This is a genomic window from Streptomyces sp. NBC_00459 (genome assembly GCF_036013955.1).
Lineage (GTDB): Bacteria > Actinomycetota > Actinomycetes > Streptomycetales > Streptomycetaceae > Streptomyces.
This window is the reverse complement of the sequence record NZ_CP107903.1, coordinates 8,919,846-8,945,337: the sequence shown is the minus strand read 5'-3', so window position 1 is coordinate 8,945,337 and position 25,492 is coordinate 8,919,846. Positions and strand designations below refer to the sequence as shown.

25 protein-coding genes are annotated in these 25,492 nt (G+C 71.1%); 13 read left to right on the top strand and 12 right to left on the bottom strand.

Annotated features, from left to right (window positions below; translation table 11 throughout):
• Complete coding sequence (locus OHN74_RS39265; RefSeq protein ID WP_327699324.1) at positions 1-858, top strand: AAA family ATPase; 858 nt, start codon at positions 1-3, stop codon at positions 856-858.
• On the top strand, positions 855-2,234 hold the full coding sequence (locus tag OHN74_RS39260) for a vWA domain-containing protein (RefSeq protein ID WP_327699323.1): 1,380 nt from the start codon (positions 855-857) through the stop codon (positions 2,232-2,234). The genes OHN74_RS39265 and OHN74_RS39260 overlap by 4 nt, the downstream gene beginning before the upstream one ends.
• A gap of 9 nt (positions 2,235-2,243) precedes the next feature.
• Here the strand turns inward: OHN74_RS39260 and OHN74_RS39255 are convergent, their stop codons facing one another.
• The 4 genes from OHN74_RS39255 to OHN74_RS39240 form a co-directional block, all read right to left on the bottom strand.
• Positions 2,244-2,609, bottom strand: a complete 366-nt coding sequence (locus OHN74_RS39255) for a cupin domain-containing protein (RefSeq protein ID WP_327700420.1) — start codon at positions 2,607-2,609, stop codon at positions 2,244-2,246.
• A 99-nt stretch (positions 2,610-2,708) separates the two neighbouring features.
• Positions 2,709-3,752 carry a hypothetical protein gene (locus tag OHN74_RS39250; RefSeq protein WP_327699322.1) on the bottom strand — a complete coding sequence of 348 codons (1,044 nt, stop codon included), beginning with the start codon at positions 3,750-3,752 and terminating at the stop codon, positions 2,709-2,711.
• Positions 3,753-3,768: 16 nt separating this feature from the next.
• Entirely contained in the window at positions 3,769-5,052 is a 1,284-nt protein-coding gene (locus OHN74_RS39245; protein WP_327699321.1) for a hypothetical protein, read from the bottom strand.
• Positions 5,049-6,233, bottom strand: coding sequence for a caspase family protein (locus tag OHN74_RS39240; RefSeq protein ID WP_327699320.1), 1,185 nt, complete (start codon positions 6,231-6,233; stop codon positions 5,049-5,051). The genes OHN74_RS39245 and OHN74_RS39240 overlap by 4 nt, the downstream gene beginning before the upstream one ends.
• 112 nt (positions 6,234-6,345) lie before the next feature.
• Between OHN74_RS39240 and OHN74_RS39235 the strand changes: the two genes are divergently transcribed.
• Positions 6,346-7,407: a DUF2235 domain-containing protein gene (locus OHN74_RS39235; protein ID WP_327699319.1), complete on the top strand. Its 1,062-nt coding sequence runs from the start codon at positions 6,346-6,348 to the stop codon at positions 7,405-7,407.
• Positions 7,408-7,449: 42 nt separating this feature from the next.
• Here the strand turns inward: OHN74_RS39235 and OHN74_RS39230 are convergent, their stop codons facing one another.
• The 5 genes from OHN74_RS39230 to OHN74_RS39210 form a co-directional block, all read right to left on the bottom strand.
• Positions 7,450-8,115: a response regulator transcription factor gene (locus tag OHN74_RS39230; protein WP_327699318.1), complete on the bottom strand. Its 666-nt coding sequence runs from the start codon at positions 8,113-8,115 to the stop codon at positions 7,450-7,452.
• Positions 8,112-9,389 carry a sensor histidine kinase gene (locus tag OHN74_RS39225; protein ID WP_327699317.1) on the bottom strand — a complete coding sequence of 426 codons (1,278 nt, stop codon included), beginning with the start codon at positions 9,387-9,389 and terminating at the stop codon, positions 8,112-8,114. Before OHN74_RS39225 ends, OHN74_RS39230 begins: the two co-directional genes overlap by 4 nt.
• A 140-nt stretch (positions 9,390-9,529) precedes the next feature.
• On the bottom strand, positions 9,530-10,678 hold the full coding sequence (locus tag OHN74_RS39220; protein ID WP_327699316.1) for an ABC transporter substrate-binding protein: 1,149 nt from the start codon (positions 10,676-10,678) through the stop codon (positions 9,530-9,532).
• A gap of 154 nt (positions 10,679-10,832) precedes the next feature.
• Positions 10,833-11,990 carry an alpha-hydroxy-acid oxidizing protein gene (locus OHN74_RS39215; RefSeq protein ID WP_327699315.1) on the bottom strand — a complete coding sequence of 386 codons (1,158 nt, stop codon included), beginning with the start codon at positions 11,988-11,990 and terminating at the stop codon, positions 10,833-10,835.
• A 92-nt stretch (positions 11,991-12,082) separates the two neighbouring features.
• A complete protein-coding gene (locus tag OHN74_RS39210; RefSeq protein ID WP_164413808.1) occupies positions 12,083-12,676 on the bottom strand; it encodes a TetR/AcrR family transcriptional regulator in 594 nt (197 codons plus the stop codon).
• Between the two features lie 285 nt (positions 12,677-12,961).
• On the opposite strand from OHN74_RS39210, the gene OHN74_RS39205 reads away from it, so the two are divergent.
• The 4 genes from OHN74_RS39205 (at position 12,962) to OHN74_RS39190 (ending at position 16,900) form a co-directional block, all read left to right on the top strand.
• Positions 12,962-13,954, top strand: coding sequence for an SMP-30/gluconolactonase/LRE family protein (locus tag OHN74_RS39205; RefSeq protein ID WP_327699314.1), 993 nt, complete (start codon positions 12,962-12,964; stop codon positions 13,952-13,954).
• Between the two features lie 107 nt (positions 13,955-14,061).
• Positions 14,062-14,892, top strand: a complete 831-nt coding sequence (locus OHN74_RS39200) for an SDR family NAD(P)-dependent oxidoreductase (protein WP_327699313.1) — start codon at positions 14,062-14,064, stop codon at positions 14,890-14,892.
• Complete coding sequence (locus OHN74_RS39195) at positions 14,889-16,121, top strand: amino acid deaminase/aldolase (protein WP_327699312.1); 1,233 nt, start codon at positions 14,889-14,891, stop codon at positions 16,119-16,121. The genes OHN74_RS39200 and OHN74_RS39195 overlap by 4 nt, the downstream gene beginning before the upstream one ends.
• Positions 16,118-16,900 (top strand): SDR family NAD(P)-dependent oxidoreductase, encoded by a 783-nt coding sequence (locus OHN74_RS39190; protein WP_327699311.1) that lies wholly within the window; start codon positions 16,118-16,120, stop codon positions 16,898-16,900. Before OHN74_RS39195 ends, OHN74_RS39190 begins: the two co-directional genes overlap by 4 nt.
• A 10-nt stretch (positions 16,901-16,910) precedes the next feature.
• Here the strand turns inward: OHN74_RS39190 and OHN74_RS39185 are convergent, their stop codons facing one another.
• The gene (locus tag OHN74_RS39185; protein WP_327699310.1) at positions 16,911-18,431 is read right to left on the bottom strand and encodes a carboxylesterase/lipase family protein; all 1,521 of its coding nucleotides are present in this window, start codon (positions 18,429-18,431) and stop codon (positions 16,911-16,913) included.
• Positions 18,432-18,607: 176 nt separating this feature from the next.
• Between OHN74_RS39185 and OHN74_RS39180 the strand changes: the two genes are divergently transcribed.
• Positions 18,608-19,573 carry a pirin family protein gene (locus OHN74_RS39180; RefSeq protein ID WP_327699309.1) on the top strand — a complete coding sequence of 322 codons (966 nt, stop codon included), beginning with the start codon at positions 18,608-18,610 and terminating at the stop codon, positions 19,571-19,573.
• 225 nt (positions 19,574-19,798) lie between these two features.
• Here OHN74_RS39180 and OHN74_RS39175 read toward each other — a convergent pair whose 3' ends face one another.
• Positions 19,799-20,224 (bottom strand): winged helix-turn-helix transcriptional regulator, encoded by a 426-nt coding sequence (locus OHN74_RS39175; RefSeq protein WP_327699308.1) that lies wholly within the window; start codon positions 20,222-20,224, stop codon positions 19,799-19,801.
• Positions 20,225-20,332: 108 nt separating this feature from the next.
• Between OHN74_RS39175 and OHN74_RS39170 the strand changes: the two genes are divergently transcribed.
• The 4 genes from OHN74_RS39170 (at position 20,333) to OHN74_RS39155 (ending at position 22,769) form a co-directional block, all read left to right on the top strand.
• Positions 20,333-21,058: a DsbA family oxidoreductase gene (locus OHN74_RS39170; protein ID WP_327699307.1), complete on the top strand. Its 726-nt coding sequence runs from the start codon at positions 20,333-20,335 to the stop codon at positions 21,056-21,058.
• Positions 21,059-21,115: 57 nt separating this feature from the next.
• The gene (locus OHN74_RS39165) at positions 21,116-21,760 is read left to right on the top strand and encodes an FMN-dependent NADH-azoreductase (protein WP_327699306.1); all 645 of its coding nucleotides are present in this window, start codon (positions 21,116-21,118) and stop codon (positions 21,758-21,760) included.
• 209 nt (positions 21,761-21,969) lie between these two features.
• On the top strand, positions 21,970-22,095 hold the full coding sequence (locus tag OHN74_RS39160; protein ID WP_327699305.1) for a hypothetical protein: 126 nt from the start codon (positions 21,970-21,972) through the stop codon (positions 22,093-22,095).
• A 35-nt stretch (positions 22,096-22,130) separates the two neighbouring features.
• Positions 22,131-22,769 (top strand): NAD(P)-dependent oxidoreductase, encoded by a 639-nt coding sequence (locus tag OHN74_RS39155; RefSeq protein WP_327699304.1) that lies wholly within the window; start codon positions 22,131-22,133, stop codon positions 22,767-22,769.
• A 26-nt stretch (positions 22,770-22,795) separates the two neighbouring features.
• Here OHN74_RS39155 and OHN74_RS39150 read toward each other — a convergent pair whose 3' ends face one another.
• On the bottom strand, positions 22,796-24,511 hold the full coding sequence (locus OHN74_RS39150) for an IlvD/Edd family dehydratase (protein ID WP_327699303.1): 1,716 nt from the start codon (positions 24,509-24,511) through the stop codon (positions 22,796-22,798).
• 47 nt (positions 24,512-24,558) lie between these two features.
• Here OHN74_RS39150 and OHN74_RS39145 point away from each other — a divergent pair, with 47 nt between their 5' ends.
• Positions 24,559-25,383, top strand: a complete 825-nt coding sequence (locus OHN74_RS39145) for an IclR family transcriptional regulator (protein ID WP_327699302.1) — start codon at positions 24,559-24,561, stop codon at positions 25,381-25,383.
• The last annotated feature ends 109 nt before the right edge of the window (positions 25,384-25,492 follow it).

Genomic DNA, 25,492 nt, shown 5'->3' with positions numbered 1-25,492 from the left:
TTGTTCACATCCGTCGACGACGTCTCCGCGCGCCTCGCCGAGACCGGGTATCTGGCCTCGCCCGCCGTCGCCACCACGGTCTTCCTGGCCGACCGCCTCGGCAAACCGCTCCTGGTCGAGGGCCCGGCCGGCGTCGGCAAGACCGAGCTGGCCAAGGCCGTCGCCGAGATCGCCGGTGCCGAGCTGATCCGCCTCCAGTGCTACGAGGGCGTCGACGAGTCCAGGGCGCTGTACGAGTGGAACCACGCCAAGCAGCTCCTGCGCATCAGCGCGGGCCGCGACGAGACCTGGGACGCGGCGCGCACGGACATCTTCAGCGAGGAGTTCCTGCTCCCCCGGCCCCTGTTGACCGCCATCCGCGGCGACAACCCGAAGGTGCTGCTGATCGACGAGACCGACAAGGCGGACGTCGAGGTGGAGGGCCTGCTCCTGGAGGTGCTCTCCGACTTCCAGGTCACGGTCCCCGAGCTGGGCACGATCACCGCGACCCGCCGTCCCTTCGTCGTCCTCACCTCCAACGCCAGCCGTGAGCTGTCCGAGGCCCTGCGCCGCCGCTGCCTCTTCCTCCACATCGGCTTCCCTGAAGCCGAGTTGGAGCGCCGCATCGTACGGCTGAAGGTGCCGGAACTGGACGCGGCGCTGGCCGAGTCGGTGGTACGGGTGGTGGGCGCGCTGCGCGCGATGGACCTGCGGAAGGTGCCGTCGGTCTCCGAGACCATCGACTGGGCGCGCACCCTGCTGGCCCTGGGGGCGGACAGCCTCGACGAGGCGGTCGTACGGGACAGCCTGGGGGTTCTCCTCAAGCACCAGGACGATGTCCTCAAGGCGAGCGCCAAGTTGGACCTGGACGCGTTGTGAACACGCGGTCGGACCAAGGCGGTTCGGATGCCGACGTCGCCGAACGGCTGACAGGGCTCGTCGCGGCGCTGCGTTCGCACGGGGTACGGATCGGCACCGGGGAGACCGTGGACGCGGCCCGGGCGGTGGCCGTACTCGGCTTCGCCGACCGGGAGTTGCTGCGCGAAGGGCTGGCCGCGACCCTGCTGCACGGCACGGACCAGCGCCCGGTGTTCGACCCCGTCTTCGACCTGTACTTTCCCCGGGGTGTCGGAGCCCCCGGCACCGAGCAGGCGGAGCGGGACGAGCTGCGCGACCGGCTCGCCGCCGCGCTGGCCGCGAACGACCGGGCGCTGCTTGCCCGGCTGGCCGCCGAGGCGGTCGACGGATTCGGCGGGTACGGATCCTCGCCGGGGTCGGACGGCTGGTCGGCGTACCAGACGCTGGACCGGATCCGGCCGCAGACCCTGTTGGCCCGGGTGCGGACGAGCCTCCGGGAGGGCGGCGGGGAGACCGGGTTCGCGGACCGGTTGCTCGACGACGAGATCCGGCGGCGCATCGAGGAGTTCAGGCGGCTCGTCGGCGCGGAGGCGCGGCGCCGGGTGGCCGAGCGGCGCGGCCGGGACGAGATCGCCCGGCGGGCGGTGGCGCCGACCGCCGACCGGGTGGACTTCCTGCTCGCCGGCCGCACCCAACTGGCCGAGTTGCGCAGGGCTGTTCAGCCGCTCGCGCGCAAGCTGGCCACCCGGCTGGCGGCTCGTCGCCGCAAGGCCGCGCGTGGCTCGATCGACCTGCGCCGCACGGTGCGCGCTTCGCTGTCGACGGGCGGCGTGCCGATGCGGCCCGTGCTGCGCCGGCGCCGGCCCGCCCGGCCCGAACTGGTGCTGCTGTGCGATGTGTCGGGCTCGGTGGCCGGGTTCTCCGACTTCACGATGCTGCTGGTGCAGGCGCTGCACGACCAGTTCAGCAAGGTCCGCGTGTTCGCCTTCGTCAATCGTGTGGACGAGGTGACCGGCCTGCTGGTGCACGGCGCCGCCGACGCCGAGGGGCTGGGCGCCCGCATCCGCGCGGAGGCGACCCTGACGGGGTGGCACGGCAGCAGTGACTACGGCGTCGCGCTGGGCGAGTTCACGGAACGGTACGCCGACGCGGTCGGACCGCGTACGACCGTGTTCGTGCTGGGTGACGCCCGTACGAACATGAGCGACCCGAATCTGCCCGCGGTACGACAGCTGGCCGAACGGGCCCGCCGCGTCCACTGGTTGAATCCCGAGGCGCGGTCCCAGTGGGGCACGGGCGACTCCGCGGCGCCCGAGTACGCCGAGCTGGTGGAGATGCGCGAGTGCCGCAACGCCCTCCAACTCGGCGCGCTGATCAGCCGGTTGCTCCCCGTGTGAAACCGGCGGTCAGCTTCCCGGTGCCTTCGCGTACTCCTGTGCCATGCCTCCCGCGAAGTCGTAGACGATGACCTGTTCGTCGCCGACGACCCACGCGTCGTGCCCGGCCGGGCACACGAAGACGTCGCCGGGGCCCACTTCGCCCTCGCCGCCGTCGTCCATCGTGATGTGCATTCGGCCCTGGACGACGTAACCGTTGTGGTGGATCTCGCAGCTCTTCGTGCCGACGATGGGCCCTACGGACTCGGACCAGCGCCAGCCCGGTTCGAAGGTTCCCACGGCGAAGTCGAGGCCTGTCATGTGTACGGCTTCGAGGTGTCCCCGGGGGAAGTCACGCCGCTCGTCCGGCTTCTCGACCGTCTTGATCTCCAGCATGTCCGCTGCCTCCCAATCCCCTCCATGGCTGTCGGCCCCCTTGTTCTCCTCCATCGTCCGCCTGTCGAGGCGGGGCCGCCATCCGAGTGATCCCCGGTGTCAGAGTTCGAAGGTCACCAGGCCGTCCTGCGCGTCCGGCGCCGGCGCTGTCACCGTGTAGCCGAAGCGGTTCTTGAGGGAGGTGACGTCCCAGAGCGCGGCACGGTCCCGGTAGTTGAAGACGATCTCCTTGCGGGCTCCGCCGTGCTGGAGGATCCGGGACATGGCGATGTCGTCGGGGTGGTCGTGCCGGGCACCGCTCGTGGAGATCAGATAGCGGTCGCAGTCGAGGAGGTCCAGGAGATCGTTGGAGAGGTTGTGACCGCTGCCGTGGTGGGCGACCTTCAGGACGTCGACGTGGAGCCGCCCGCCCGCCGCCTCGGCCCGGGGCCTTATCGAGTCGACGAGCCTGCGGTCGTCCGCGTCGCCGGTGAGGATGATCCGCCGGTCCTCGAACTCGAAGAGCAGTCCGATGCTGGTGACGTTCGTCGGTGAGGTGTCCGCCTTGAACGGCGTGGCGGCGAGGCGCTCGACGTCCACGGCACCGCCGAAGTGCTCGAAACCGGGGACTGCGGGCGGCTCGTCCGGGTCCCGGCCCGGGATCAGTCCGTGGGCGGCACACTCCTTCACCCACACCGGGGCCAGCCGTTCCAGTTGTCGCCGGTCGGGCGAGAGCACCTCCATCGTGGAACCGTCGTCGAACCACCCGAGCTGCCGCCCGACCTCCGCTCCGCGTCCGCCGAAGGCGTCGTTCCAGGGCACCTTCTGCGCCAGCAGCGCGCTGGTGAGCTTCTCGCCGTCCTGCGCGCCGAACCCCTCGGTGTCGAGCAGGTGGTCGAAGCCGTTGAACCACACGTCCCCGATCTCCACCGAGCGTTCCGGATCGTCCAGCAGGGCGAGCACTCCGAGGATGTGGTCCTGGTCGACATGCGTGACGACCAGGAGGTCGACCAGTCCGTCGAGGCCGGCGAGCACCGGCTTGATCAGCGGATACGTGCCCGCGCGACCGCCGTCGACCAGGATCCGCCGGACGAACGTGTCGTCGCCGTATTCCAGGAGCAGGCAGTCGCCGTCCTCGCCGGGCATCATCGTGAAGCGGATCATCGCGGTCTCCCTCGCGCTACTCGGGCACTCCTCGCAGCCCGACGATCACGAACGGCTCGCGCATGTCCACGCGGTAGGACAGCAGACGGGCCTGGTCGAGGCGGGTGACGCACTCCGGGTCGTCGGGGAACTCGGAGAGGCCGTGGATGAGGCGGCTCAGGCCCAGGGTGAAGACCGGCACGCCGCGGTCGAAGGCCTCGACGAGCGCGTCCCGCGCCGCGCGCAGTTCGGTCTCGGTGTGGGCGCGGCGCAGATGACGCATGCCCCACAGCAGCGATCCGTCGCTCAGCCAGGGGCACTCGCGGCGCAGATGATCGAGCCAGGCGTCCCATCGGTGCCGTCGCTCGGTGAGCTCGCTGCCGACCAGGACATAGGCGCCGGCCACCGCGGCGAGGGGGTTCTCCATCTTGGCGTAGAGCAGTTCCTCGGCGTCCTTGACCAGCGCCGCCGCCGTGTCGAAGGCGCCCCGGGCCATATAGCCGAGAGCGGGCCCCACCCGGCTGTCGCGGACGGTGACGGATACGGTGCTGCCGGTCGGGCTCTGGCGTTCGTTGACGAGCACCTCGATCTGCGCGTTCCCCCAGGGCGCGGGGAGGGTGACGACGTACTCTGCGCCGGTCATCGAGACGACGAGGAACTGCCGTCGGCCCGTGGGCCCTTGAAGGGTGGAGGTGCCCTGTTCGTCGACCGGGCCTTGCGGGCCGAAGCGGTAGAGGCGGGCGGCGGCGTCGCCCAGGTCGAGGCTGGGCACGGTGTGCGGCGCGGAGCGGGCCAGGTCGAGGGCGATCGGTTCCGGCGAGGGGCCGTCGGTCAGGGCGAGCATGGTGGCGAAGTGCCAGCCCTCCGGCTTCGGATCGCCGACCCAGACCGCGCTGCCCGGCGGCACCACCCCGCCCGTCGCCCACACCCCGGAGCGCGATCCCAGGGAGCGGGGCACCGGGATCGTCTCGTCGTCGTGGTAGGCGCCGTACGACTCGATGTTGCCCATGAGGTACTGCCAGGAGTGGGACTCGTAGGGCGAGCGTGCGGTGCACAGCGTCACGTGGGTGTCCTTGCCCTCGCTCGCCTCGGCGTCCTTGGACAGCACGACGCCGGAGGGCAGCGTGGCGGACACGAGGTAGTGCCCGGGGTCGACCTCGTAGCGGGCGGCCGGTGCCGTGGTCCCGCAGGGGAAGAGGACGCCCCGGTGGGCGCTGCCGGCGCCGTCGGTCGGGTAGATGTCGCCGACGACCTTCGCCCCGTCGGGCAGGTCGGACTCGTGGAGGCTCAGTGTCACGGTGATCCGCAGGCCGGTGCTCATGACGGCTTCCCCAACTGCACGCGCCGGAACACCGGTCGCACGGTGACCGGCTTGGTCCGCACCTCGTCGTTGCCGAGATGTGCCTCGAAGACGTAGTTGCCGAAGCCGAGTTCGATGGCCCACTCGTTCTCGGAGTCGTCCGCGCTGTTGTCGACCGGCGGCCGGCGCAGCCGCTCCCGGCCGCCCTGACCGTCCTCCCGGCACACGAACTCGGCCTCGGCGTTGTCCTCGGCCGGGTCGCAGCCGACGTACACCGGGACGACCGGGGTGCCGGGCAGTTGGTGGAGGACGAAGACGGGCAGTTCACCGACGGAGGGGACCTGGACGCCCGAGACGGCTCCGGCGAAGCGCGGCTGGTGCATGAAGTGGTCGATGGCTGTGAGGAGTTGGGAGGTGTTGACCCGCCAGTCGCCCTCGGGATCGTCGCTGGCGGCACCCGCGAGGCTCTTCAGCAGCGCCTCGGTGAACAGGCTGACCTGTCCGGGGCGGGCGTGCGAGCGGTCGCCTGCCAGGGTGGCGTAGTACGGGATGTGGAAACGCCGGGGCAGGTCCAGCGGGCGCGCGCCGGCGCCGAGCGGGGTGCGGCCGGCGAACCGGGTGCCCGAACTCTCGATCAGGACATCGGAGTTGGAGCGGCAGGCGTCGACGAAGAACACCTGCTGGCCGGCCTTGCAGCGCTTGAGCCCGTTCATCAGGCCGGCGAAGTCCAGTGCTCCGTTGAGGGGGTTGTGGTGGTCGGCGAAGATGTCGGCGGCGAGCAGCGCCATGTCCTCGCCCTGGGAGACGCCGTGTCCGCAGAAGTAGAAGAGGAGCCGGTTGTCGACGTGGCTGTCGCCCCGGTCGTACCAGTCGGCGACCGCGGCGACGAGGTTGTCGATGGTGGCCTCGTCGACATCGTGGTCGGTCTGCGTACGGGGGTCGGTGAACGGTGTGGGGTGCTCCTCGCTGAGCAGCAGGGCCACGCTGCCGAGCGGGCGTTCGGGGTCGTTGTACTCGGCGAGCAGCCAGGTGGCGAAGGCGCGGGCCGAGACCGGGGGTGAGCTGAGCTGACGCATCCCGTCGGAGTCGGCGACCGGTGACTCGCCGCCGGCGAGGTGCGGGTACTTGCCGACTCCGACGACCAGCGCGTGGGTGCGCGGCGGGTCGGCCGCCTCTTCGAGATGGATCACTGAACCGGCCATGGATCCTCCGGAACACCACCGCTCCCGAGCATGCCCATTGACAGCATTTCTCTTATTATATTTCTGAATACCCTGTATGTCCTGGCATACGGCAGTGAAGGTGAGGCCCGCCATGGCCAAGAACCTCGTCATCTGTCTGGACGGCACGGGCAACCAGCTCAGGGCGAAGGGCAACACGAACGTCGTGCGGCTCTACGAGATGCTGGACCTCTCCGACCCCGCCCGGCAGATCGCGTACTACGACCCCGGTGTCGGCACGTTCTCCGCGGCGGGCGCCTGGACCCCCGTGGGCCGCCGGCTGTCGAAACTCTTCGGGCTCGCCCTCGGCTCCGGGATCAGGGTCAACCTCGCCGAGGCGTACACGTATCTGATGCGGCACTACGAACCGGGCGACCACATCTACGTGTTCGGCTTCAGCCGGGGCGCGTACACGGCCCGCGCGCTCACCGGCATGCTCAAGGCGATCGGTCTGCTGCGGCCCGGTCTGGAGAACCTCGTCCCGTACGCCGTGTCGGTCTACGCCAGGAACAAGACCTTCACCGCGGACGACTGGGCCCAACTCCACCGTTTCGCTGGCACGTTCAGCATCGAGGTGGAGGCCCGGACCGGTATCCCGGTCGAGTACCTGGGCATCTGGGACTCCGTGAAGGCGGCCGGCATCCTGCGCTGGAACCTGCGCTGGCCGCACACCCGCCAGGTCCCCAATGCCCTCCGGGTCCGGCACGCGGTCTCCATCGACGAGAAACGCACTCCCTACCGCGAGTACCTGGTCACTTCGGGCGAGCGGCCGACGCTGCCGGACAGCGTCGAGCAGGTGTGGTTCGCGGGAGTCCACTCGGACGTCGGCGGCACCTTCGAGGACGACCCTCGTCTCGCCACGATCGCCCTCAAGTGGGTCGTGGACGGCGCCCTGGCCCCGGACGGCAAGGGCCTTCTGCTGAAGCCCGGGGCCTACCGGCACGAAGTGACGGTCGACCTCAAGGACGCGCTGGGCAAGGTGCACAGGATGGGCTGGGTCTGGGCCCTGCTGACCTACCGGCGCCGTCGGCTGCCTCCGCACGCCCGGGTGCACGCGAGCGTCCTCGCCCGCGTCGACGAGTTCCGGGAATACGGATCACGCATCCCGGAGACGGCTGTCCGGGCGGACGAGGACTGGCTCACCGCCAGGGGCTGACGACCGCAGGACACCTGGCGCCTCTACGGCTCCCCGTCCGCGTCAGGTCAGTTCGAGTACGCCCCGGCGCACGGCCTCCGAGACCGCCGCCGCCCTGTTGTCGACCCTGAGCTTGCGGTAGACACGCACGAGATGCGTCTTGACGGTCGCCTCACTGAGGAACAGCGCCCCGGCGATGGCCCGGTTGCTGAGCCCCTCGGCCATCAGCCGTACGACCTCGACCTCGCGCCCGCTCAACTCCTGCTCCGGGCTGACCACTTGCCCGACGAGTTCACCGACGATCTCCGGTGCCAGTCCCAGCGCCCCGGCGGCGGCCCCGCGCACCGCGCGGAACAACTCCTCGGGCGCGCCCGCCTTGAGCACATAGCCCCGGGCTCCCGCCTCCAACGCCCGCACCACGTCGGCCCGTCCGGCATAGCTGGTCAACATCACCACCGCCACACCGGGCGCCTCGGCGGCGAGCCGGCGGATCGCCTCGATCCCGTCGATCCCGCCCCCAGGACTCCCGAAGCGGAGGTCCATCAGCGCGACATCGGGCAGCATCCGGGCGATCAGGGCGACAGCCTCCTCACCGCTGCCGGCCTCGGCGATCACCTCGATACCGGGTTCACCCTCCAGCAGCGCGCGCAGACCGGCCCGTACGACGGCGTGGTCGTCCGCGATCAGGACACGCAGCGGCTCGGCCGGGCCTGGCGGGTCCGTGGTCATCGGGCGGGAGCCGTGGGGACGGGCGCGACGGGTCCGGCAGCCGGCTGGGTCCGGGGCCGCGCCAAGACCGTGGCCCGGATCCGGGTGCCCCGGCCCGGCGCGCCGCTGACGTCCAGGTCACCCCCGTACTCGCGCAGCCTGGCCCGCGCCGCGGGCAGTCCGAAGCCGCGGCCCGGGCCCTGCGACGTACGCGCGAGGACCTCGGCAGGGTCGAACCCGACACCGTCGTCGCTGACTTCGAGGTCCACCCGGTCGAGCTGCTGCCTGCTGAGGGTGACCTGCACGTTCACCGCGTGGGCGTGTTCACGGATGTTCGCCAGGGTGCTCTGCGCGACCCGGAACAGGGTGGTGGCGGCGTGTTCGTCGAGGACGGGCTGGGGGTCGCCGACCGACCGGAACCGTACCCGGGCCGCGGTCCCGTCGGCCTGGGAGCGGGCGCACAGCACGCGCAGCGCGCCTTCGAGGCCGGTCTCGGCGACGGCGGACGGGGTGAGGTCCCGGATCATACGGCGGGTCTCGGTGAGGTTGGTGCCCAGGCCGTCGGCGACCGCGCGCACGCGGGTACGGGCCACGTCGGGGCGGTCGTCCCAGTCGCGCTCGGCGGCCTGGAGCAGCATCAGCCCGCCGGCGAGTTCCTGGGCGAGCGTGTCGTGCAGATCGCGGGCGATGCGCGTCCGCTCGTCCAGCACCCCCGCCCGGCGCTGCTGCCGGGCGACGAGGTCACGCGTGTCGCGCAGTTCCTCGACGAGACGCCGGCGTGCCTCGGCGTCCCGTTGCTGGGCGCGGTAGAGGGCGACGGTGCCCCAGACGGCCGCCACGGGCACCAGCACCGCGTCGATCAGGAACCGGCCGTCGGCCCCGACCAGTGCCGTGACGAGGACAAGGGTGATCAGGGCGAGCGCAGCGGTCGCGAACCGGCGGTCCAGGACGCGCTGCGCGGCGCACGCCAACGGCAGGGCACACCACACGAAGGCGGAGGTCAGCGTGGCCGGGACAAGGAAGAGAAGCAGGCCCCACAGTGCGAGGAGCAGCGGAATCCAGCTCGCACGCCCGACCGCCCCGAGCCGGTCCCACAGCATCACCCCGCCCGTGTAGGTGAGCGCGAGCAACCCGCTGACCGTCGCGATGTACCAGCACAACTCGCTGTTGAGCCGGGTGAGTTGCAGCAGCGCGGACACCACGACGACGAAGAACGCCAGATGCGACACGTGTTCCAGCGTGAGCCGACCGGCACGAAACCTCGGCGGCGTACGGACGGGGACACGATCGGGCACGGAAGATCCCCTTGGGCAGACTGATCCAATCGAACAGGGCCCCGAGTCTAGCGACCGCTTGTATGAGTTGTGTGAAGATGCAAGGAAATGGAGGGGCCGGGAGGAGGCTGCTGGTCCCTCCCGGCTCCTCCGCCTCTCGGCTACGCCCCGGGGCGCAGGCCCAGCACGCCGGGGGTCGGATCCCCCTTCACCTCACCGAAGTACAGGGCGAACGTCTGCTTCCAGCGCTCGACCTGCGCCCGGTCGGCCATGAAACGGGGGAAACCGTCGAGGTTCGCGTTCGGGTACTCCCAGACGGGCTTCAGGCCACCGGCGGGGGTGATGTCCGTCCGTACCGACCAGCCGTTGGTGACCCCCTGCTGCTGGGCGGTGGAGAGCTGCCAGTTGAGGTACAGCTTGGCGGCCGTGGTGTTCCGGCCCCGCTTGAGGATCGCGGCCCGCTGGCCCCAGGCCATGAACGGGTGCCCCTCGGCGACACCCCACCGGACGGGTGCCGTGGACGGCGCCACGAGCGAGCCTCCGCCGCCGACACCGAGCGCCTTCTGCCCGCTCGTGGCGGCCAGCCTGGGAGTGTGGCTGCCACGGGCGAACTGGACGTCCTGGGCGGCGAACCCGGCGGCCCAGTCCCAGCCGTAGTGGTCCACGTACAGCTTGAAGAGGTAGAGGACGGCGTCGTCGTCGTGCGGGTAGGACGACGCGATCCGGCCCTTCCACTTCGGGTCGATCAGGTCGAGCGGGGACTTCGGGGCGTCCGCGCCGACCGCCGCGACGTTGTACATGTAGCTGAAGCCGATCACCGCGACGGCGGTCCAGGCGCCCTGCGGGTCCTTGAGGGCGTTGTACACCTTGGAGAAGCCCGCCGGCTTGTAGTGCAGCAGGCGGCCCTGCCCCTTCCAGCGGGTGAAGTCGTGGAGGGTCTGGAGCTGCACGACGTCCGGGACGAGGGTGTCGGTCGCGAACTGGTTGTCCACACGGACGTCGTGGTACTTGCTGTAGTCCACGACGACCTTGAGGTCGATCTCCGGGAAGCGGGCCGCGAAGCCCGCGCGTACGCCGTTGCCCTGGCTGTCGACGTCACCGCCCGCGTAGATGACGAGCTTTCCGCCCTCGGCCAGCGCGGCCTGGTACAGCTCGTCGAGCGTCCGGGTCTCCTCGGCGGGTCCGGCCGAGCGGGAACCGGCGGACGAGGCCGCGGCAGCGGGGGTCCCGGTGGCGCCGAGCGCGCCGACGCCCAGGGCGGCTCCGGCTCCGGTGGCGAGTACACGTCGTCGGCTGAGGAAACTGGACACTCTGCGGGCCTCTCGATGGGGGGAGTTGCGCTGGGAGTTCGATCCTGACGCGGGCGAGAGGGTCCTCGCGTCGGCTGTACGGAGCGGGGTGCAGGGCACCGGGATGAACCTCCGTTCAACCAATCGGTTGAACGTTGAATGGATGTCCGGGCGGTCAGACGGCCTGGAGCGCCTCGGGGACGAGGTCCCTGAGGGCCGGGTATCCGTCCACGGCCATGATCAGGTCGGCCTCGGCGAGCAGGGAGCGCAGGACGTGGACGATGCCGTCCGTGCCGCCCAGGGCGCAGCCGTAGGCGTAGGGGCGGCCGATGCCGACCGCTGTCGCGCCCAGGGAGAGGGCCTTGACGATGTCGGCGCCGCTGCGGACGCCGGAGTCGAAGAGGACGGGCAGCTCGCCCGCCGCCTCGACGACGGCGGGCAGGGCGTTCAGGGCGGGGAGGCCGCCGTTGGCCTGCCGGCCGCCGTGGTTGGAGCAGTAGATGCCGTCCACTCCCGCGTCGCGGGCTCGACGGGCGTCCTCGGGGTGGCAGATGCCCTTCACGATCAGGGGCAGGTCGGTCAGTGAGCGCAGCCAGTCCAGGTCGTCCCAGGTGAGCGGGTTTCCGAAGATCTGGGTCCAGTGGAGGATCGCGGACTGCGGGTCCTCCTCGGGCGAGCGGCCGAGCGCGGCCCGGAAGGCCGGGTCGCTCGTGTAGTTGGCCAGGCAATGCCCGCGCAACTGGGGGAAGTTGGCGGTCGCCAGGTCCCTCGGGCGCCAGCCGGTGATCCAGGTGTCGAGGGTGACGACGATGCCCCGGTACCCGGCCCGCTCGGCACGGTCCACGAGGCTCTCGGCGATGCTCCGGTCGGTCGGGGTGTAGAGCTGGAAGAAGCCGGGGGTGTCGCCGAGTTCGGCGGCCACGTCCTCCAGCGGGTCGACGGACAGGGTGGAGGCGACCATCGGGACCCCGGTACGGGCGGCGGCGCGGGCCGTTGCCAGGTCGCCGTGACCGTCCTGGGCGCACAGTCCGATGACACCGATCGGGGCGAGGAACACCGGCGACGGGAGTGTCGTGCCGAACAGCTCGACCGTCAGGTCGCGCCTGGCGGCACCGACGAACATGCGCGGGATCAGCCCCCACCGGGCGAAGGCGGCGACGTTGGCCCGCTGGGTGTGCTCGTCGCCGGCGCCCCCGGCGACGTAGGACCAGACGGACGGCGGCAGCGCGGACCTGGCCCGGTCCGCCAACTCGGCGAACTCCATGGGGAAGGCGGGCAGGACACCGCCCAGCCCGTTCAGATAGATCTCGTTCTGGTAGTCGGCGAACGCCATGGGAACACCCTTTCGCTCAGCTCAAGCGGCTCGCGGCTGACGGCTCAGGCGGTTCGTGGTTCGGACAGCTCACGGCTCGGACAGGTGGTGGCTCAGACGGCCCGCGGCCGGGCGTGCAGGAGGAGGTGATCGGCGAGCAGCTCCAGCGCGGCCTGGCTGTCGGCGGTGTTGCGGTCGACGAGCCAGGTCATGTTGAGGCCGTCGATCGTCGAATGGACGTACCGCGCGAGCACCGGCACGGGTTCGGTCCACTCGATTCCGGCGTTGTCCGCGGCGAGTTCGAGCAGGCCCACGAAAGCCCGCAGGAAGATCTCGTACTGCTTTCCGGCGACGTCCTCGAAGCCGGGGTTGCGCAGCGCGTACTGGGTGAGCTCGTAACTGATCTGGTGCTCGCCGGGGTTGGCCTCGAAGCCCTTCCAGAACGCGTGCAGGCTGTCGAGGACGCTGTCGCGGATGTCCTTGTGCGGGGCGAACAGACCGCGGACCTCGGCGACGTACCGCTCGGTGAGGGTCTCGGTGACGAGTTCGAGCAGTTGCGCTCTGGACTCGAAGCAGTAGTGGAAGGCCCCGAGGGTCATGTCCGCCTCGGTGACCACCGCGCGGGTGGTGGCCTTGGCCACGCCGTCGCGTGCCATCACCCGGATCGCCGCCTCAAGGAGCTCCGCTCTCCGGTCGCTCGCCGCCATGCGGGGCACGCGTTCTCCTCTCCGCACCGGTCTCACCTGTGGGTTCGCCCGCCAGGATAACCATCCGACCGCAGAATAGTAAGTCGCTCGTCCAGGACGCTTGACTTACTTCTCGGTTCTGGTCCACCGTAGCGTGAACAGAACGCCGGGCCCCAAGCGCCCCGCGGGAAGTCCGGTTCGACCACCGCGGGCCGGTGGGGGCTGGTCGCGCAGTTCCCCGCGCCCGTCCGGGCGCGCTTGCGCACCCGGCTCCACCAGACCGCTCAGCAGCCTCAGGAGGCAGGGGTGCGACCGAGGGCGACAGTCGTTCTGGACGGATTCGGCGTGCTGGAGTCGTTGCGCTGGCACGACGGTGCCCTGTGGTTCTGCGACCTCGCCCACGGGACGGTGCACCGCTGGGACACCCGAGGGGAACCGGAGACGGTGGCGGAGGTCCCGGGCCGGGCCGGGGGGCTCGGCTGGCTGCCCGACGGGCGGATGCTGGTCGCCTCGATGGACGGGCACTGTGTGTACCGGCGGGAGCCGGACGGCTCCCTGGTCGTGCACGCCGATCTCAAGGACATCGCCGGGGGCCCCGTCAACGACATGTTCGTCGACCGGCTGGGCCGCGCCTACGTCGGCAACTTCGGCTTCGACTACCACGGCTTCGTCCGCAGGCAGCCCAACTCGATGCTGTACGTACCGCCGGGACCGCCCCGGACACCCCTCGCCTGTCTCTCCCCCGAGGGTGAACTGCTGGGCCTGAGCGAGCCGTTGGTGTTCCCGAACGGCCTGTTCCTGCTCGACGACGAGCAGCGTACGGACGAGGGGCCCACTCTGCTGGTCGCCGAGACCCTGGCGATGCGCCTCACCGCGATCCCCGTTCTGCCCGACGGGCGCTTCGGCCCGCCCCGGCCCTGGGCGCCGCTGATCCCGTCGGCCCTGTGGAGGTCCCTCAACCATCCCGGGCTGCTGGGCCGTGTCACCCGGCGCGTCTCCGCCCTCCTCGACCGCCCGGCGATCGCCGCCCGCTCCGCCAGTCCCATCGCCCCCGACGGCATAGCACCGGGCCGAGGCGGTACCGCTTGGGTCGCCAACGCACTGCGCGGCGAGTGCGTCAGGGTCGGACCCGGCGGCGCGATCCTGGACCGTGTCTCCACCAGCCAGCAGACGCTGAGCTGTCTGGTCGCCGGCCCCGACGGCAACACCCTGTACGCGGCCACCACACCGACCGACGACCCGGAGCGGGCGGCCTCCCTCGGTGGGTCGCGGCTGGAGGCGTACGTCCTGCCAACCTGAGCCCGTCCCTCATCAACTCAGCCTCTTTCCCCGGGAGTTCCCATGCACGGACAGCGAACGGACAGCGCCGCTCCCCCGCACACGGGCGCCCATGACGGGGGTCCTCGGTGAGCGTCGTGCTGATCACCGGCGCCGCGAGCGGCATAGGTGCGGCGACCGCCCGCGAGGCGGTGCGCCGGGGCCACCGGGTCGCCCTCACCGACATCGACCTGCCCGGCGCGACCCGGATCGCCGATCAACTGGGCTCCGCCGCCCGCGCGTTCGAGCTGGACATCCGCGACGAGGCCGCGTGGGAGGCGACGTTCGACGCCGTGGCGGACCGACTCGGCCCGGTCGACGTGCTCGTCAACAACGCGGGGATCATCCACACCGGGTACGCACGCCAGTTGTCGCCGGCCCAGCACCGGCACATGGTGGAGGTGAACCTGCTCGGCCCGATCAACGGCATGCTGGCCGCCCTGTCCCGGATGAGCGCCCAGGGCCACGGGCACATCGTCACCGTGTGCAGCATGAGTTCGTTCCTGCCGCTGCCCGGCTACACCACCTACGGCGCGACCAAGCACGGGCTGCGCGCCTTCCACCACAGTGTGGCCATCGAGGAGCGCGACGGGCCCGTGACCTTCAGCATCATCCATCCGCCCGGCACCCGAACCCCCATGCTGGAGCAGGAGATGGCCGACCCCAGCGCGGTGATCACCTTCGCCGAGAAGCCGCTCACCCCCGAGAAGGTCGCCTCGGTGATCGTCGACGCCATCGCGAAAAAGCCCGTCGAAATCGTCCACCCCGCCATCGGCGGACGCGTACAGCGGGTCGCCGGTGTGTTTCCCCGGCTGATGCGCTTCGTGATCCCCAAGGTGGCAGCCATGGCCAAGCGCCGCAGCACGGGCCTCGTCCCGGTGTCCACGGCGGTACCCGAGCAAGGAGACTCCCACCGATGAGCGTCGACACCACCACCCCCAGAGCCGGTTCGGCTCCCGCGACCGAAAGCCATTTCGACAGCCTGCGGGCGGCCACCGCCGGCCTCGAACCCCCCTTCGGCGTCATCGATCTGGACGCCTTCGACGCCAACGCCCGCGATCTGGAGCGCCGTGCCGGCGGCAAGCCGATCCGGCTGGCCAGCAAGTCGCTGCGCTCCCGCGCCCTCATCCGGCGCGCTCTGGACCGTCCGGGATTCGACGGCATCCTCGGCTTCACCCTGCCCGAAGCCCTGTGGCTGGCCGAGGAGTTCGACGACATCGTCGTCGGCTACCCGACCGCCGACCGCACGGCACTGCGCCGGCTGGCCGCCGACGAGCGGCTCGCGTCCCGGATCACCCTGATGGTGGACTGCGTCGAGCACCTAGACCTGATCGACGCCGCCACCGGGCCGCGCGAGACCCGTATCCAGGTCTGTCTGGAACTGGACGCGGCCCTCCGCCTCGCGGGCGGCCGTCTCCACCTGGGACCGCGCAGGTCCCCGGTGCACACCCCGCAGGAGGCCGAGGCCTTCGCGCGCGAGATCGTGTCCCGTCCGGGCTTCGAACTGACGGGCATCATGGGGTACGAGGGCCAGGTCGCCGGCATGGGCGACAACCAGCCCGGCAACGCCGTCAAGCGGGCCGTGATCCGGGCGATGCAGCGTTCCTCCGTCGAGGAGCTGAGCCACCGCCGGGAAGCCGCGGTCGCGGCCGTGCGGGCCGTGACACCGCTGCGGTTCGTCAACGGCGGCGGCACGGGCAGCCTGGAGACCACGACCCGCGAGGACTCCGTCACCGAACTCGCGGCGGGCTCCGGCCTGTACGGTCCGGGGCTGTTCGACTTCTACCGGGCCTTCCGGCCCGTCCCGGCCGCGTACTTCGTACTGCCCGTCGTACGCCGTCCCTCGTCCTCGATCGCGACGCTCCTGGGCGGCGGCTGGGTGGCTTCCGGGCCGCTCGGAAAGGACCGACTGCCCACGCTGGCCTGGCCGCCCGGGCTGCGTGTCACCGCCACCGAGTCCTTCGGTGAGGTGCAGACCCCGCTGGTGGGCAAAGCCGCGAGCGTGCTGAACATCGGGGACCGGGTGTGGCTGCGGCACGCCAAGGCCGGTGAACTGTGCGAGCGCATCGGCGATCTGCACCTGGTCAGCGGCGGCGCGGTGGTCGACACCGTGCCCACCTTCCGCGGTGAGGGCCACCACTTCCTGTGAGCGTCCCAGCCACCACCATCACCGGCCGGACGGTCCTGATCGTCGGCGCCTCCTCCGGTATCGGGGCGGCGGTGGCCCGGCGGCTCGCCCCGGCGGGCAACCGGCTCGTCCTCACGGCCCGGCGCGCCCCCGAACTGGCCGCCGTGGCCCAGGAGGTACGGGCCGCGGGCAGCGCCTGCCTCGACATCGCCGCCGACGCCCTGGATCCGGAGGCGGCGGCCGGGGTCGTGGCGGCGGCCGTCGCGGAGTTCGGGTCCATCGACGTCGCGCTGCTCAACGCCGGCCAGGGGCCGGACATGGCCATGGCCAAGGTGAGCACGGCGGACGTCTCCCGGATCATGGCCTTGAACTACGACGTCGTCGTCAACTATCTGGTCCCGCTGATCCGGCAGTTGGGCGAGCAGCGGGGCGGCGGCCTGATCGCCCACACCAACTCCCTGGCGGGACTGATGGGCATCCCACGCCAGGGCCCGTACTCGGCGGCGAAGGCGGCCGTGCGCACCCTCCTGGACTCGGCGCGTGTCGAACTGGCGCCCAGGGGCATCCGGTTCACCTCGATCCACCCGGGTTTCGTGGGGACGGACCGGGTCGACGCGGACGGCCTGCCCAAGCCCTTCCAGGTGAGTCAGGAGCGCGCGGCGCAGTACGTCGTACGCGCCCTGGAGCGGGAACCGGCGCAGGCCTGTTTCCCCTGGCAGACATCGGCGTTGGTCCGTACGCTGCGTGCCCTGCCCGCGCCGGTCTCCGACCGGGTGCTGCGGCTGCTGGCCGCGCGGTGAAGCCGCTCCCTCACGGCGTCGTCAAGGGCAGCACGCCGAAGGTGTGCCGCTCCCACAGGCGCCGGGAGGCCTCCTCCGGGTAGGCGGCCACGGCCGGTTCGGCGTCGAGGAGTTGGACGAGTCGCCGCTCGTCGTCGTACGCGGGCCAGCCCGGGTCGCCCGTAGCCGCGAAGGAGGTCCACGCGGTGCGGAAGCGGGCGGACAGTGCCTCGGTCCCGGGCGGCGGCGTGGGTCCGATCAGCATGCCGCCGAGCCCGCCGACGCTGTCGCCGTAGTTGCCGAAGGTCAGCGGCACGTCCAGACCGTGACAGGCGCCGAGGGCGCCGCCGTTGACCGGGGCGGGCCAGGTCAGCTCGTACACATGAGCCCGGCCGCCGCCGGCCGCCTGGGCGTGGGCCAGGTACAGCGACGGCATACGGAACAGCCAGTCGGACTGGACGAGTTCGAACAGGTACTCCGCCGAGGCGGCCGGGAACGCGGCACGGTAGGCCTTTTCGGGGTCGGTTCCCGGTCCGAACAGGCGCAGGACCGTCGCCGCCGTCTCCTCGTCCACGCGGCCGAAGAGCCCGCCGAACATGAGGAAGAGGCGGTACTCGTCCCGGGTGTGTCCGACGATCAGGTCCACGTCCCGCGCGGCGCCGCCGGTCAGCGCCTCCCACGGAGCGGTGGGCAGGACGTCGCCGTCGACGACGGGCGAGAACGGGGTGGGTGTGAGGGCGACCGCGCCCCATCTCGGCACGTACTCGCGCATCCGGGGAGCGAGCGCGGCCCCCGCCTCGGGCAGCTTGCGGGGATCCACGGCGGACAGGTCGGCGACCGTCGGACGCAGCCCGAGTTCGCCGGCCAGCGCCTCGGCGATGTCCCCGGCCAGTTCGTCCGAGAAGTACGTGCCGGGCACGCTCTGTGCGATCGCCCGCCGGAACAGTCCTCGTGCCCGTGGCATGGCCAGCAGTGCGGCGACGGACCCGGCGCCCGCCGACTCCCCGAAGACGGTGACCTGGTCCGGGTCGCCGCCGAACCCGTCGACGTTCTCGCGCACCCACTCCAGGGCGGCGACCTGGTCGAGCAGCCCGCGGTTGGCCGGGGCGCCCTCGATCCGGGCGAACCCCTCCATGCCGACCCGGTAGTTGAGGGTCACCACGACGACGTCTCCGTCGCGGGAGAGACGGCTGCCGTCGTAGTTCGGGTCGTCGGCGGAGCCCAGCTTGTAGGCACCGCCGTAGAGCCACACCATCACCGGCCGACGCGCCGCCGGATCCGCGTCGGGCGTCCAGACGTTGACGGTCAGCCAGTCGTCCCCGATCAACGGTGCCCCGGGATTCACCGCCACCTCCTGCGGAGGAGGCGGCCCGAACGCGAAGGCCTCCCGTACCCCGTCCCAGCGTCCGGCCGGCCGCGGCGCCGCGAACCGCAGTTCCCCCACCGGCGGCTGCGCGAACGGAATCCCGCGAAAGACCGCGAGGCCGCTCTCCCGACGCCCCCGGACCGTTCCTGCGCCCGTCCTGACCTCGGGAAACTCGCCTGTACTCATCGCGGACTCCTCAGGAACGCCTGACAATGGGGGTCCACGACACGGTAGCGGAGGTGAATTAGCTTTCACCAGGCGAACGCAAAGTCATTTGGAGACGGCGGCGAGTGTCACCACGAGAGCGGCCCCAGGCACCGCTCCCGTGCGCGCAGGCTTGCTCCCGGACTAGGTTGTGCGCCATGAGCAACCTTGACCGCGCGCCCGTGCCCAGCGTCTGTGGCGGCCGTGGATTCGTCGTCGCCGAACCCGTGCGCGAGCTGCTGAGTCCCCGGCGCGTCAAGCTCGGGGAGGGCACCGAGGTACGCCGACTGCTGCCGAACCTGGGCCGGCGCATGATCGGCGCGTGGGCCTTCGTCGACCACTACGGGCCGGACGACATCGCGGACGAGCCCGGTATGCAGGTCCCGCCGCACCCTCACATGGGCCTCCAGACGGTGAGCTGGCTGCACGAGGGCGAGGTGCTGCACCGTGACTCGACCGGCAGCCTCCAGACGATCCGCCCGCGCGAACTGGGCCTCATGACCTCCGGCCGGGCCATCAGCCACTCCGAGGAGAGCCCGAGATCCCACGCGCGGTTCCTGCACGGGGCGCAGCTGTGGGTCGCCCTGCCGGACGGCCACCGCCACACCGACCCCCGCTTCGAACACCACGCCGACCTGCCCACGGTCACGGCACCCGGCGTGACCGCGACCGTGGTTCTCGGCGACCTCGACGGCGCGGCCTCGCCCGGCACGACGTACACCCCGATCGTCGGCGCCGACCTGACACTCGCCGCCGACGCCGACGTACGCCTTCCGCTCGTACCCGACTTCGAGTACGGGGTGCTGGCGATGTCCGGGGAGGTGCACGTCGACGGGGTGCCGGTACTGCCGGGCTCGATGCTCTACCTCGGCTGCGGCCGCGCCGAACTCCCGTTGCGTGCCGCGTCCGACGCGAGCGTGATGCTCCTGGGCGGTGAGCCGTTCGAGGAGGAGCTGATCATGTGGTGGAACTTCGTGGGCCGGACCCAGGAAGAGATCGTGCAGGCCCGCGAGGACTGGGCGACGGGGACCCGGTTCGGCGAGGTGAAGGGCTATGACGGAGATCCTCTCCGCGCTCCGTCGCTGCCCGAAACGCCGCTGAAGCCACGGGGAAGGGTGCGCTGACCAGGGGCGATCCGACCCTCCGGTCTCGGGCGTCCGGGACCGGCTGTCAGCCGTTCACCGAGACCGCCGGCTCTCGGCCGTTGTGGACAACGTCGACGCCGTCGGCGATGTGGAGCACCATGCCGACGCCGTCGGCCTGTTGACCTGATCTCTCTTGTCCTCGTCGCGGAGGTTGCCGCCGCGCTCGCGCAGCGGGGTCCGCTCGATCGTCTGCCGGTTGCCCGGTCAGCGCTTGCCGGCCGCGCCGGAGCTCTCCCGGTGCCGGCGGATCTCGTCGTGATGGTCGGCCGCCCATTCGATGAGGGAGGCCACGATGTGGTTGAGGCTGGCACCCAGCGGGGTGAGGGCGTACTCCACGCGCGGCGGCACCTCTGCGTAGGCGGTCCTGGTGACCAGGCCGTCCTGGTGGAGCTGGGCCAGAGTGCGCGAGAGCATGCGCTGCGAGATCCCGGGGATGCTGCGCTGCAGGTCGCTGTAGCGCATCAAGCCGCCGTACAGGTTGGCGACCACCATCAGCGTCCACTTGTCCCCGACCCGGTCCAGGACCTGGCGGATGAAGTCCGCGTGCTCGACCGGCACCCGGGAGCAGGGCTCCGGGAGCACCAGGGTGTCCGGCGCGGCGGTGTTCTCCTGAGCTGCGGCAGCGTCCATTACAGACATCCTCCCTCGGTTACGGACACGGGTGTTCCTTTTGTAACGCCTCCCATACTGGCGCATCATGGCGCTACATACCAATCGTAAGCATTGGAGGTCAGAGCCATGAAGGTAGAAATCTGGTCCGAGATCACATGCCCTTGGTGCGGCCTGGGCAGTCACCGCCTGGACAAGGCCATCGACCTGTTCGAGCACCGCGACGAGGTCGAACTGGTCCACCGCTCGTTCCCCCTCACCGCCGATGTGCCGGGCGAGGGAGTGGCAACCGTGCGCCAGGCCCTCAAGCGGGTCCACGGCCTGTCGGACGAGCGCCTGGAGGAGGGGCCGCGCCGGGTGGAGGCGCTGGCCGCGAAGGAGGGACTCGCGCCGTACCACGTGCTCGAGAACATGGTCGGCAACACCTGGCGGGCGCATGAGTTCCTCGCCCACGCCTCGGCACAGGGCAAGAACCGTGCGGCATGGGACCGGGTCTTCCGCGCCTACTACGGCGAGAGGCGGTCGGTCTTCACCGTCGAAGCCCTGGTCGAGCTGGCCCCCGAGCTGGGGCTGGATCCGGTCCGGACCCGGCAGGTCCTGACCGACGGCCGATTCCGGCAGCAGGTGCGGGACGAGGGACTCCAGGCACGGCGTCTGGGCGCCACCGGCGCGCCGTTCCTCCTGATCGACGGGCGTCACGCCATCCCCGGCGCCCAGGACACCGCGGCCCTCCTGCAGGCGCTGCGGCAGGTGTGGAACGAGGCCCACTCCCCCCTGTCACCGGCCGACACGGAGGCGGAGGTGTGCGGGCCGGACGGCTGCGCGGTGCCCGCCACCCGTCCCGTCGGCGTCTGATCCCCGATCCGCACAGCCCCTCTCCCCCACTTCCTTTCGACACACACAGAGGTCACCATGTCCTACCTGCTGCACATCGACTCGTCCTCGATCGGCACCGCCTCGGTCTCCCACCAGGTCGCCCGGTCCTTCCGGGACACCTGGACGGGCGAGGTCGTCCACCGCGACCTGGCCGCGTCGCCCGTGCCGCACCTGAGCGCGGCAGGCGTCTCGGCCCGCTTCACCGACCCCGCCCAGCACACCCCCGAGCAGGCCACGGCGGCAGCGGTCCAGGACGAACTCATCGAGGAGTTCCTCGGAGCGAGCGCCTACCTCTTCACCGTGCCGATGTACAACTACACGATGCCCTCGGTGTTCAAGGCATGGCTCGACCAGATCATGGTCCAGGGCCGCACCCTGGACTTCACCAACGGACCAGCGACGACCGGCCGCCCGGCCCTGCTGATCTCCGCCCGCGGCGGCGGTTACGGCCCCGGCACCCCCAACCACGGCAAGGACCACCTCGTGCCCGCGCTGGAGACCGTCCTGGGCGATCCCCACACCCTCGGCCTCGACGTCACCACGCTCACCCCCGAACTGACCATGGCCACCGTCGTCCCGGACCTCGCCCACCTCCTCCCGCTCCACGAGGCGTCCCTGGCCGAGTCGCACGAGCAGGCCCGAGCCCGGGCTCAGAAGATCGGCCGGCAGGTCACCGTCTGAGCGATCCGGCAGAGCCGGTGGCGATGGGGGCCCGCACGGCACCCCGGTTCCTCCGCGCCCTGGGCCAGTCGTTCCACGCCACCGGCATCCCCCTCAGGAGCACCTCATGTGCCAGGCCGAAATCACCTGCCGCAAGCGGGTCCCCGGTCGCGTTGTTCCGGGCGGCCAACCGCCTCGTCCGCCCTCTGCTCGCCTCGCGCCTGCACGGCGTGCTCAGCAGATTCCTGATGCTGCTGACCTGCACCGGCCGTAAGTCCGGACGCCGCATCACCATCCCCGTCGGCTACTTCGACCGGGAGCCCGGCGCCGTCCTGGCCATGCAGCCGTCATCGTGAACGGCCCTCCGCCCCCGCACCGCAGGAGCACCTTGATGCGTATCACCGTCTTCGGCGCCAGCGGCGCCATCGGCCACCTGGTCGTCCGGCAACTGCTGGACGCCGGACACCACGTCACCGCCTCCGTCCGGACCCCCGCCAAACTCACCCTCGCCGACGGGAAACCGACCGTGGCCACCGGTCAACTCTCCGACACCGCAGCGGTCAGAAAGGCCGTGGCAGGCGCGCACGCGGTGATCAGCGCACTCGGCCCGTCGCTGAAGCGTTCCGTGAAAGGCACCGCCGTCACGGACGGCACCCGCACCGTCGTCGAGGCCATGCAGGCCGAGAACGTCACCCGGTTCATCGGTCTGGCCACCCCCTCGCTGACCGACCCGCGCGACAAACCGCACTGGAAGCCGAAGGTCCTGCCCGTCATGGCCAAGCTCGCCTTCCCCAACGCCCTGACCGAGCTCCAAGGCATGACCGAGGCGGTCACCTCCTCACCGCTCGACTACACCATCGCCCGGATCACGAATCCGGTCGACAAGCCCGCAACCGGCCGCATCAGGTCCGGCTTCCTGGGTCACGACAAGGTCGGCTCCGCGATGACCCGCACGGACATCGCCGCCTTCCTGGTCTCCCAGCTCACCGACAACCGCTACCACCAGGCCATGCCTGTCATCAGCAACTGAACCGTCGGCTGCGCCGGATACGCCGCTCAGTGCGATTCACGGCTCACTTCGGAGCCGCTGGAGCCGATGAGGAAGTCCAGGTCGGCGCCGGTGTCGGCCTGCTGGACGTGGTCGACGTAGAGGCGTTCCCAGCCGCGCCTGGGATTGGCGTAGCCGTTGACGGTGGCCTCGGTGGGGGTCCTGCGGGCGAGTTCGTCGGCGGGTACGTCGACTTCGAGGCGGCGGGCTTCGACGTCGAGGCTGATGAAATCCCCCGTACGCACCAGTGCGAGGGGGCCGCCGGCCGCCGCTTCCGGGGCCACGTGCAGGACGACGGTGCCGTAGGCGGTGCCGCTCATCCGGCCGTCGCAGACGCGGACCATGTCACGGACGCCCTGTTCCAGCAGCTTCTTCGGCAGCGGCATGTTCGACACCTCGGGCATGCCCGGATAGCCCTTGGGGCCGCAGCCGCGCAGGACGAGCACGGAGTCGGCGTCCACGTCGAGGTCCGGGTCGTCGATCCGGGCGTGGAAGTCCTCGATCGAGTCGAAGACGATCGCCCGGCCCCGGTGACGCAGCAGGTGCGGGGAGGCGGCGGCCGGTTTGATGAGCGCGCCGCGGGGGGCCAGATTGCCGCGCAGGACGGCGATGCCACCCTCGGCCACCAGCGGTTTCGCACGCGTACGGATCACCTCGGCGTCCCAGATCGGCGCATCGTCGAGGTGGTCGACCAGCGGCTCGCCGGTGACGGTCAGGGCGTCGGGGTCGAGCAGGTCGCGTACCTCGCGCAGGACGGCGGACAGGCCGCCGGCGCGATGGAAGTCCTCCATGAGGAAGCGCCCGGCCGGCTGGAGGTCGACCAGGACCGGGACGTGGGAGCCGATGCGGTCGAAGTCGTCGAGGGACAGATCGATCCCGAGTCGGCCCGCGATGGCCAGCAGGTGCACGACCGCGTTGGTGGATCCGCCGATGGCGGCCAGGGCGACGATCGCGTTGTGGAAGGACGCCTTGGTCAGGAAGGTGCCCGGCCTGCGGTCGGCGGCGACCATGTCGACCGCCAGCCTGCCGGTGCCGTGGGCGGCCTCCAATAGCCGGCTGTCGGGTGCCGGGATACCGGCCACACCCGGGACGACAGTGCCCAGGGCCTCGGCGACCAGAGCCATCGTCGAGGCGGTACCCATGGTGTTGCAGTGCCCGCGGCTGCGGATCATCGACGACTCGGAGCGGGTGAACTGCTCCTGGGAGAGCGTGCCGGCCCGCACCTCCTCCGACAGCCGCCACACGTCGGTGCCGCAGCCGAGCGGTGTGCCGCGGAAGGTCCCGTTGAGCATCGGGCCGCCGGGTACGACGACGGCGGGCAGGTCCACCGAGGCGGCGGCCATGAGCAGCGACGGGATGGTCTTGTCGCAGCCGCCGAGCAGGACGACACCGTCGATCGGGTTGGCCCGCAGCATCTCCTCCGTGGCCATCGCCGCCATGTTCCGCCAGAGCATCGCCGTGGGCCTCACCTGGGTCTCGCCCAGCGACACCACGGGCAGGTCCAGGGGGATACCGCCCGCCTCGTAGACGCCGTTGCGGACCGAGGCCGCCACCTCGTTCAGGTGCGCGTTGCAAGGTGTCAGGTCCGAGGCGGTGTTGGCGATGGCGATCTGCGGCCGGCCCGTGAAGGCGTCGTCCGGTGCGCCCCGGCGCATCCAGGCCCGGTGGATATAGGCGTTTCGGTCGTCACCCGCGTACCACTGTGCGCTCCGGAGCCTCACCATGGAGCCCCTTCCAACAATTGACACGGCGGTCTAAAATTTGGAACGCCATGAAGCATACGCAGGCATCCGACGGATCGACAGCCCCCGGTGAAGACGGCGCGACGAGTGCCGACACCAGCCGACTCGTGGGCTCGGACCGGGTACTCGCGGTCCTCAAGGAGCTCGCCCGATACCCGGAGGGCGTGGGCCTCGAGGAGCTGACCCGGGTGATCGACAGCCCCAAGCCGACCGTGCACCGGGCCCTGGGAGCCCTGCGCCGGGCAGGCCTCGCCGACCAGGACACCCACGGCCGCTACGTGCTCGGCGACGAGTTCCTCCGGATGGCCTTCGCCCACCACGAGGACCGCCCCGAGCACGTCCGCATCAGGCCCGTACTCGAAGCGCTGGCCGACCGGTTCGGCGAGACGGCGCACTACGCGGTCCTCGACGGCCGTGAGGTCGTCTACCGCGCCAAGGTCGACCCGCCCACCGGCGCCGTCAGGCTGACCTCGACGGTCGGCGGCCGCAACCCCGCCCACGCCACCGGCGTCGGCAAGCTGCTGCTCGCCCACCGGCTGGGCACCCTCGGAGACGTCGAAGCATGGATCGGTGACTCGCCCCTGGTACGCCGCACACCGCACACCCTGTGCACGGGGGCCGACCTGCACCGTGAGCTGCGGAACATCCGCGAACGGGGTTACGCCGTCGACGGCCAGGAGAACGAGACCGGGGTCAACTGCCTTGCCGTGCCCGTCTACGCCACCTCGCCGGCCACGCCCTCCGGCGCCGTGAGCGTCAGCGCGCTCACCTACCGCACTCCTCTGCGTGCCCTGGTCGACGCGGTCGACGAGATCCGCGCTCGGCTCGGGGCCCTGGGAGAGCCGCACCGGTGAGCAGAGCGACTCGACAGCGCGGACACGGGCGCCGCGCCACCCTCCCGACCTGGTCCAGCTGTCCCGTTCGCCCTTGGCATCCCCCTGTCCCACCGCCCCACCACTGGAG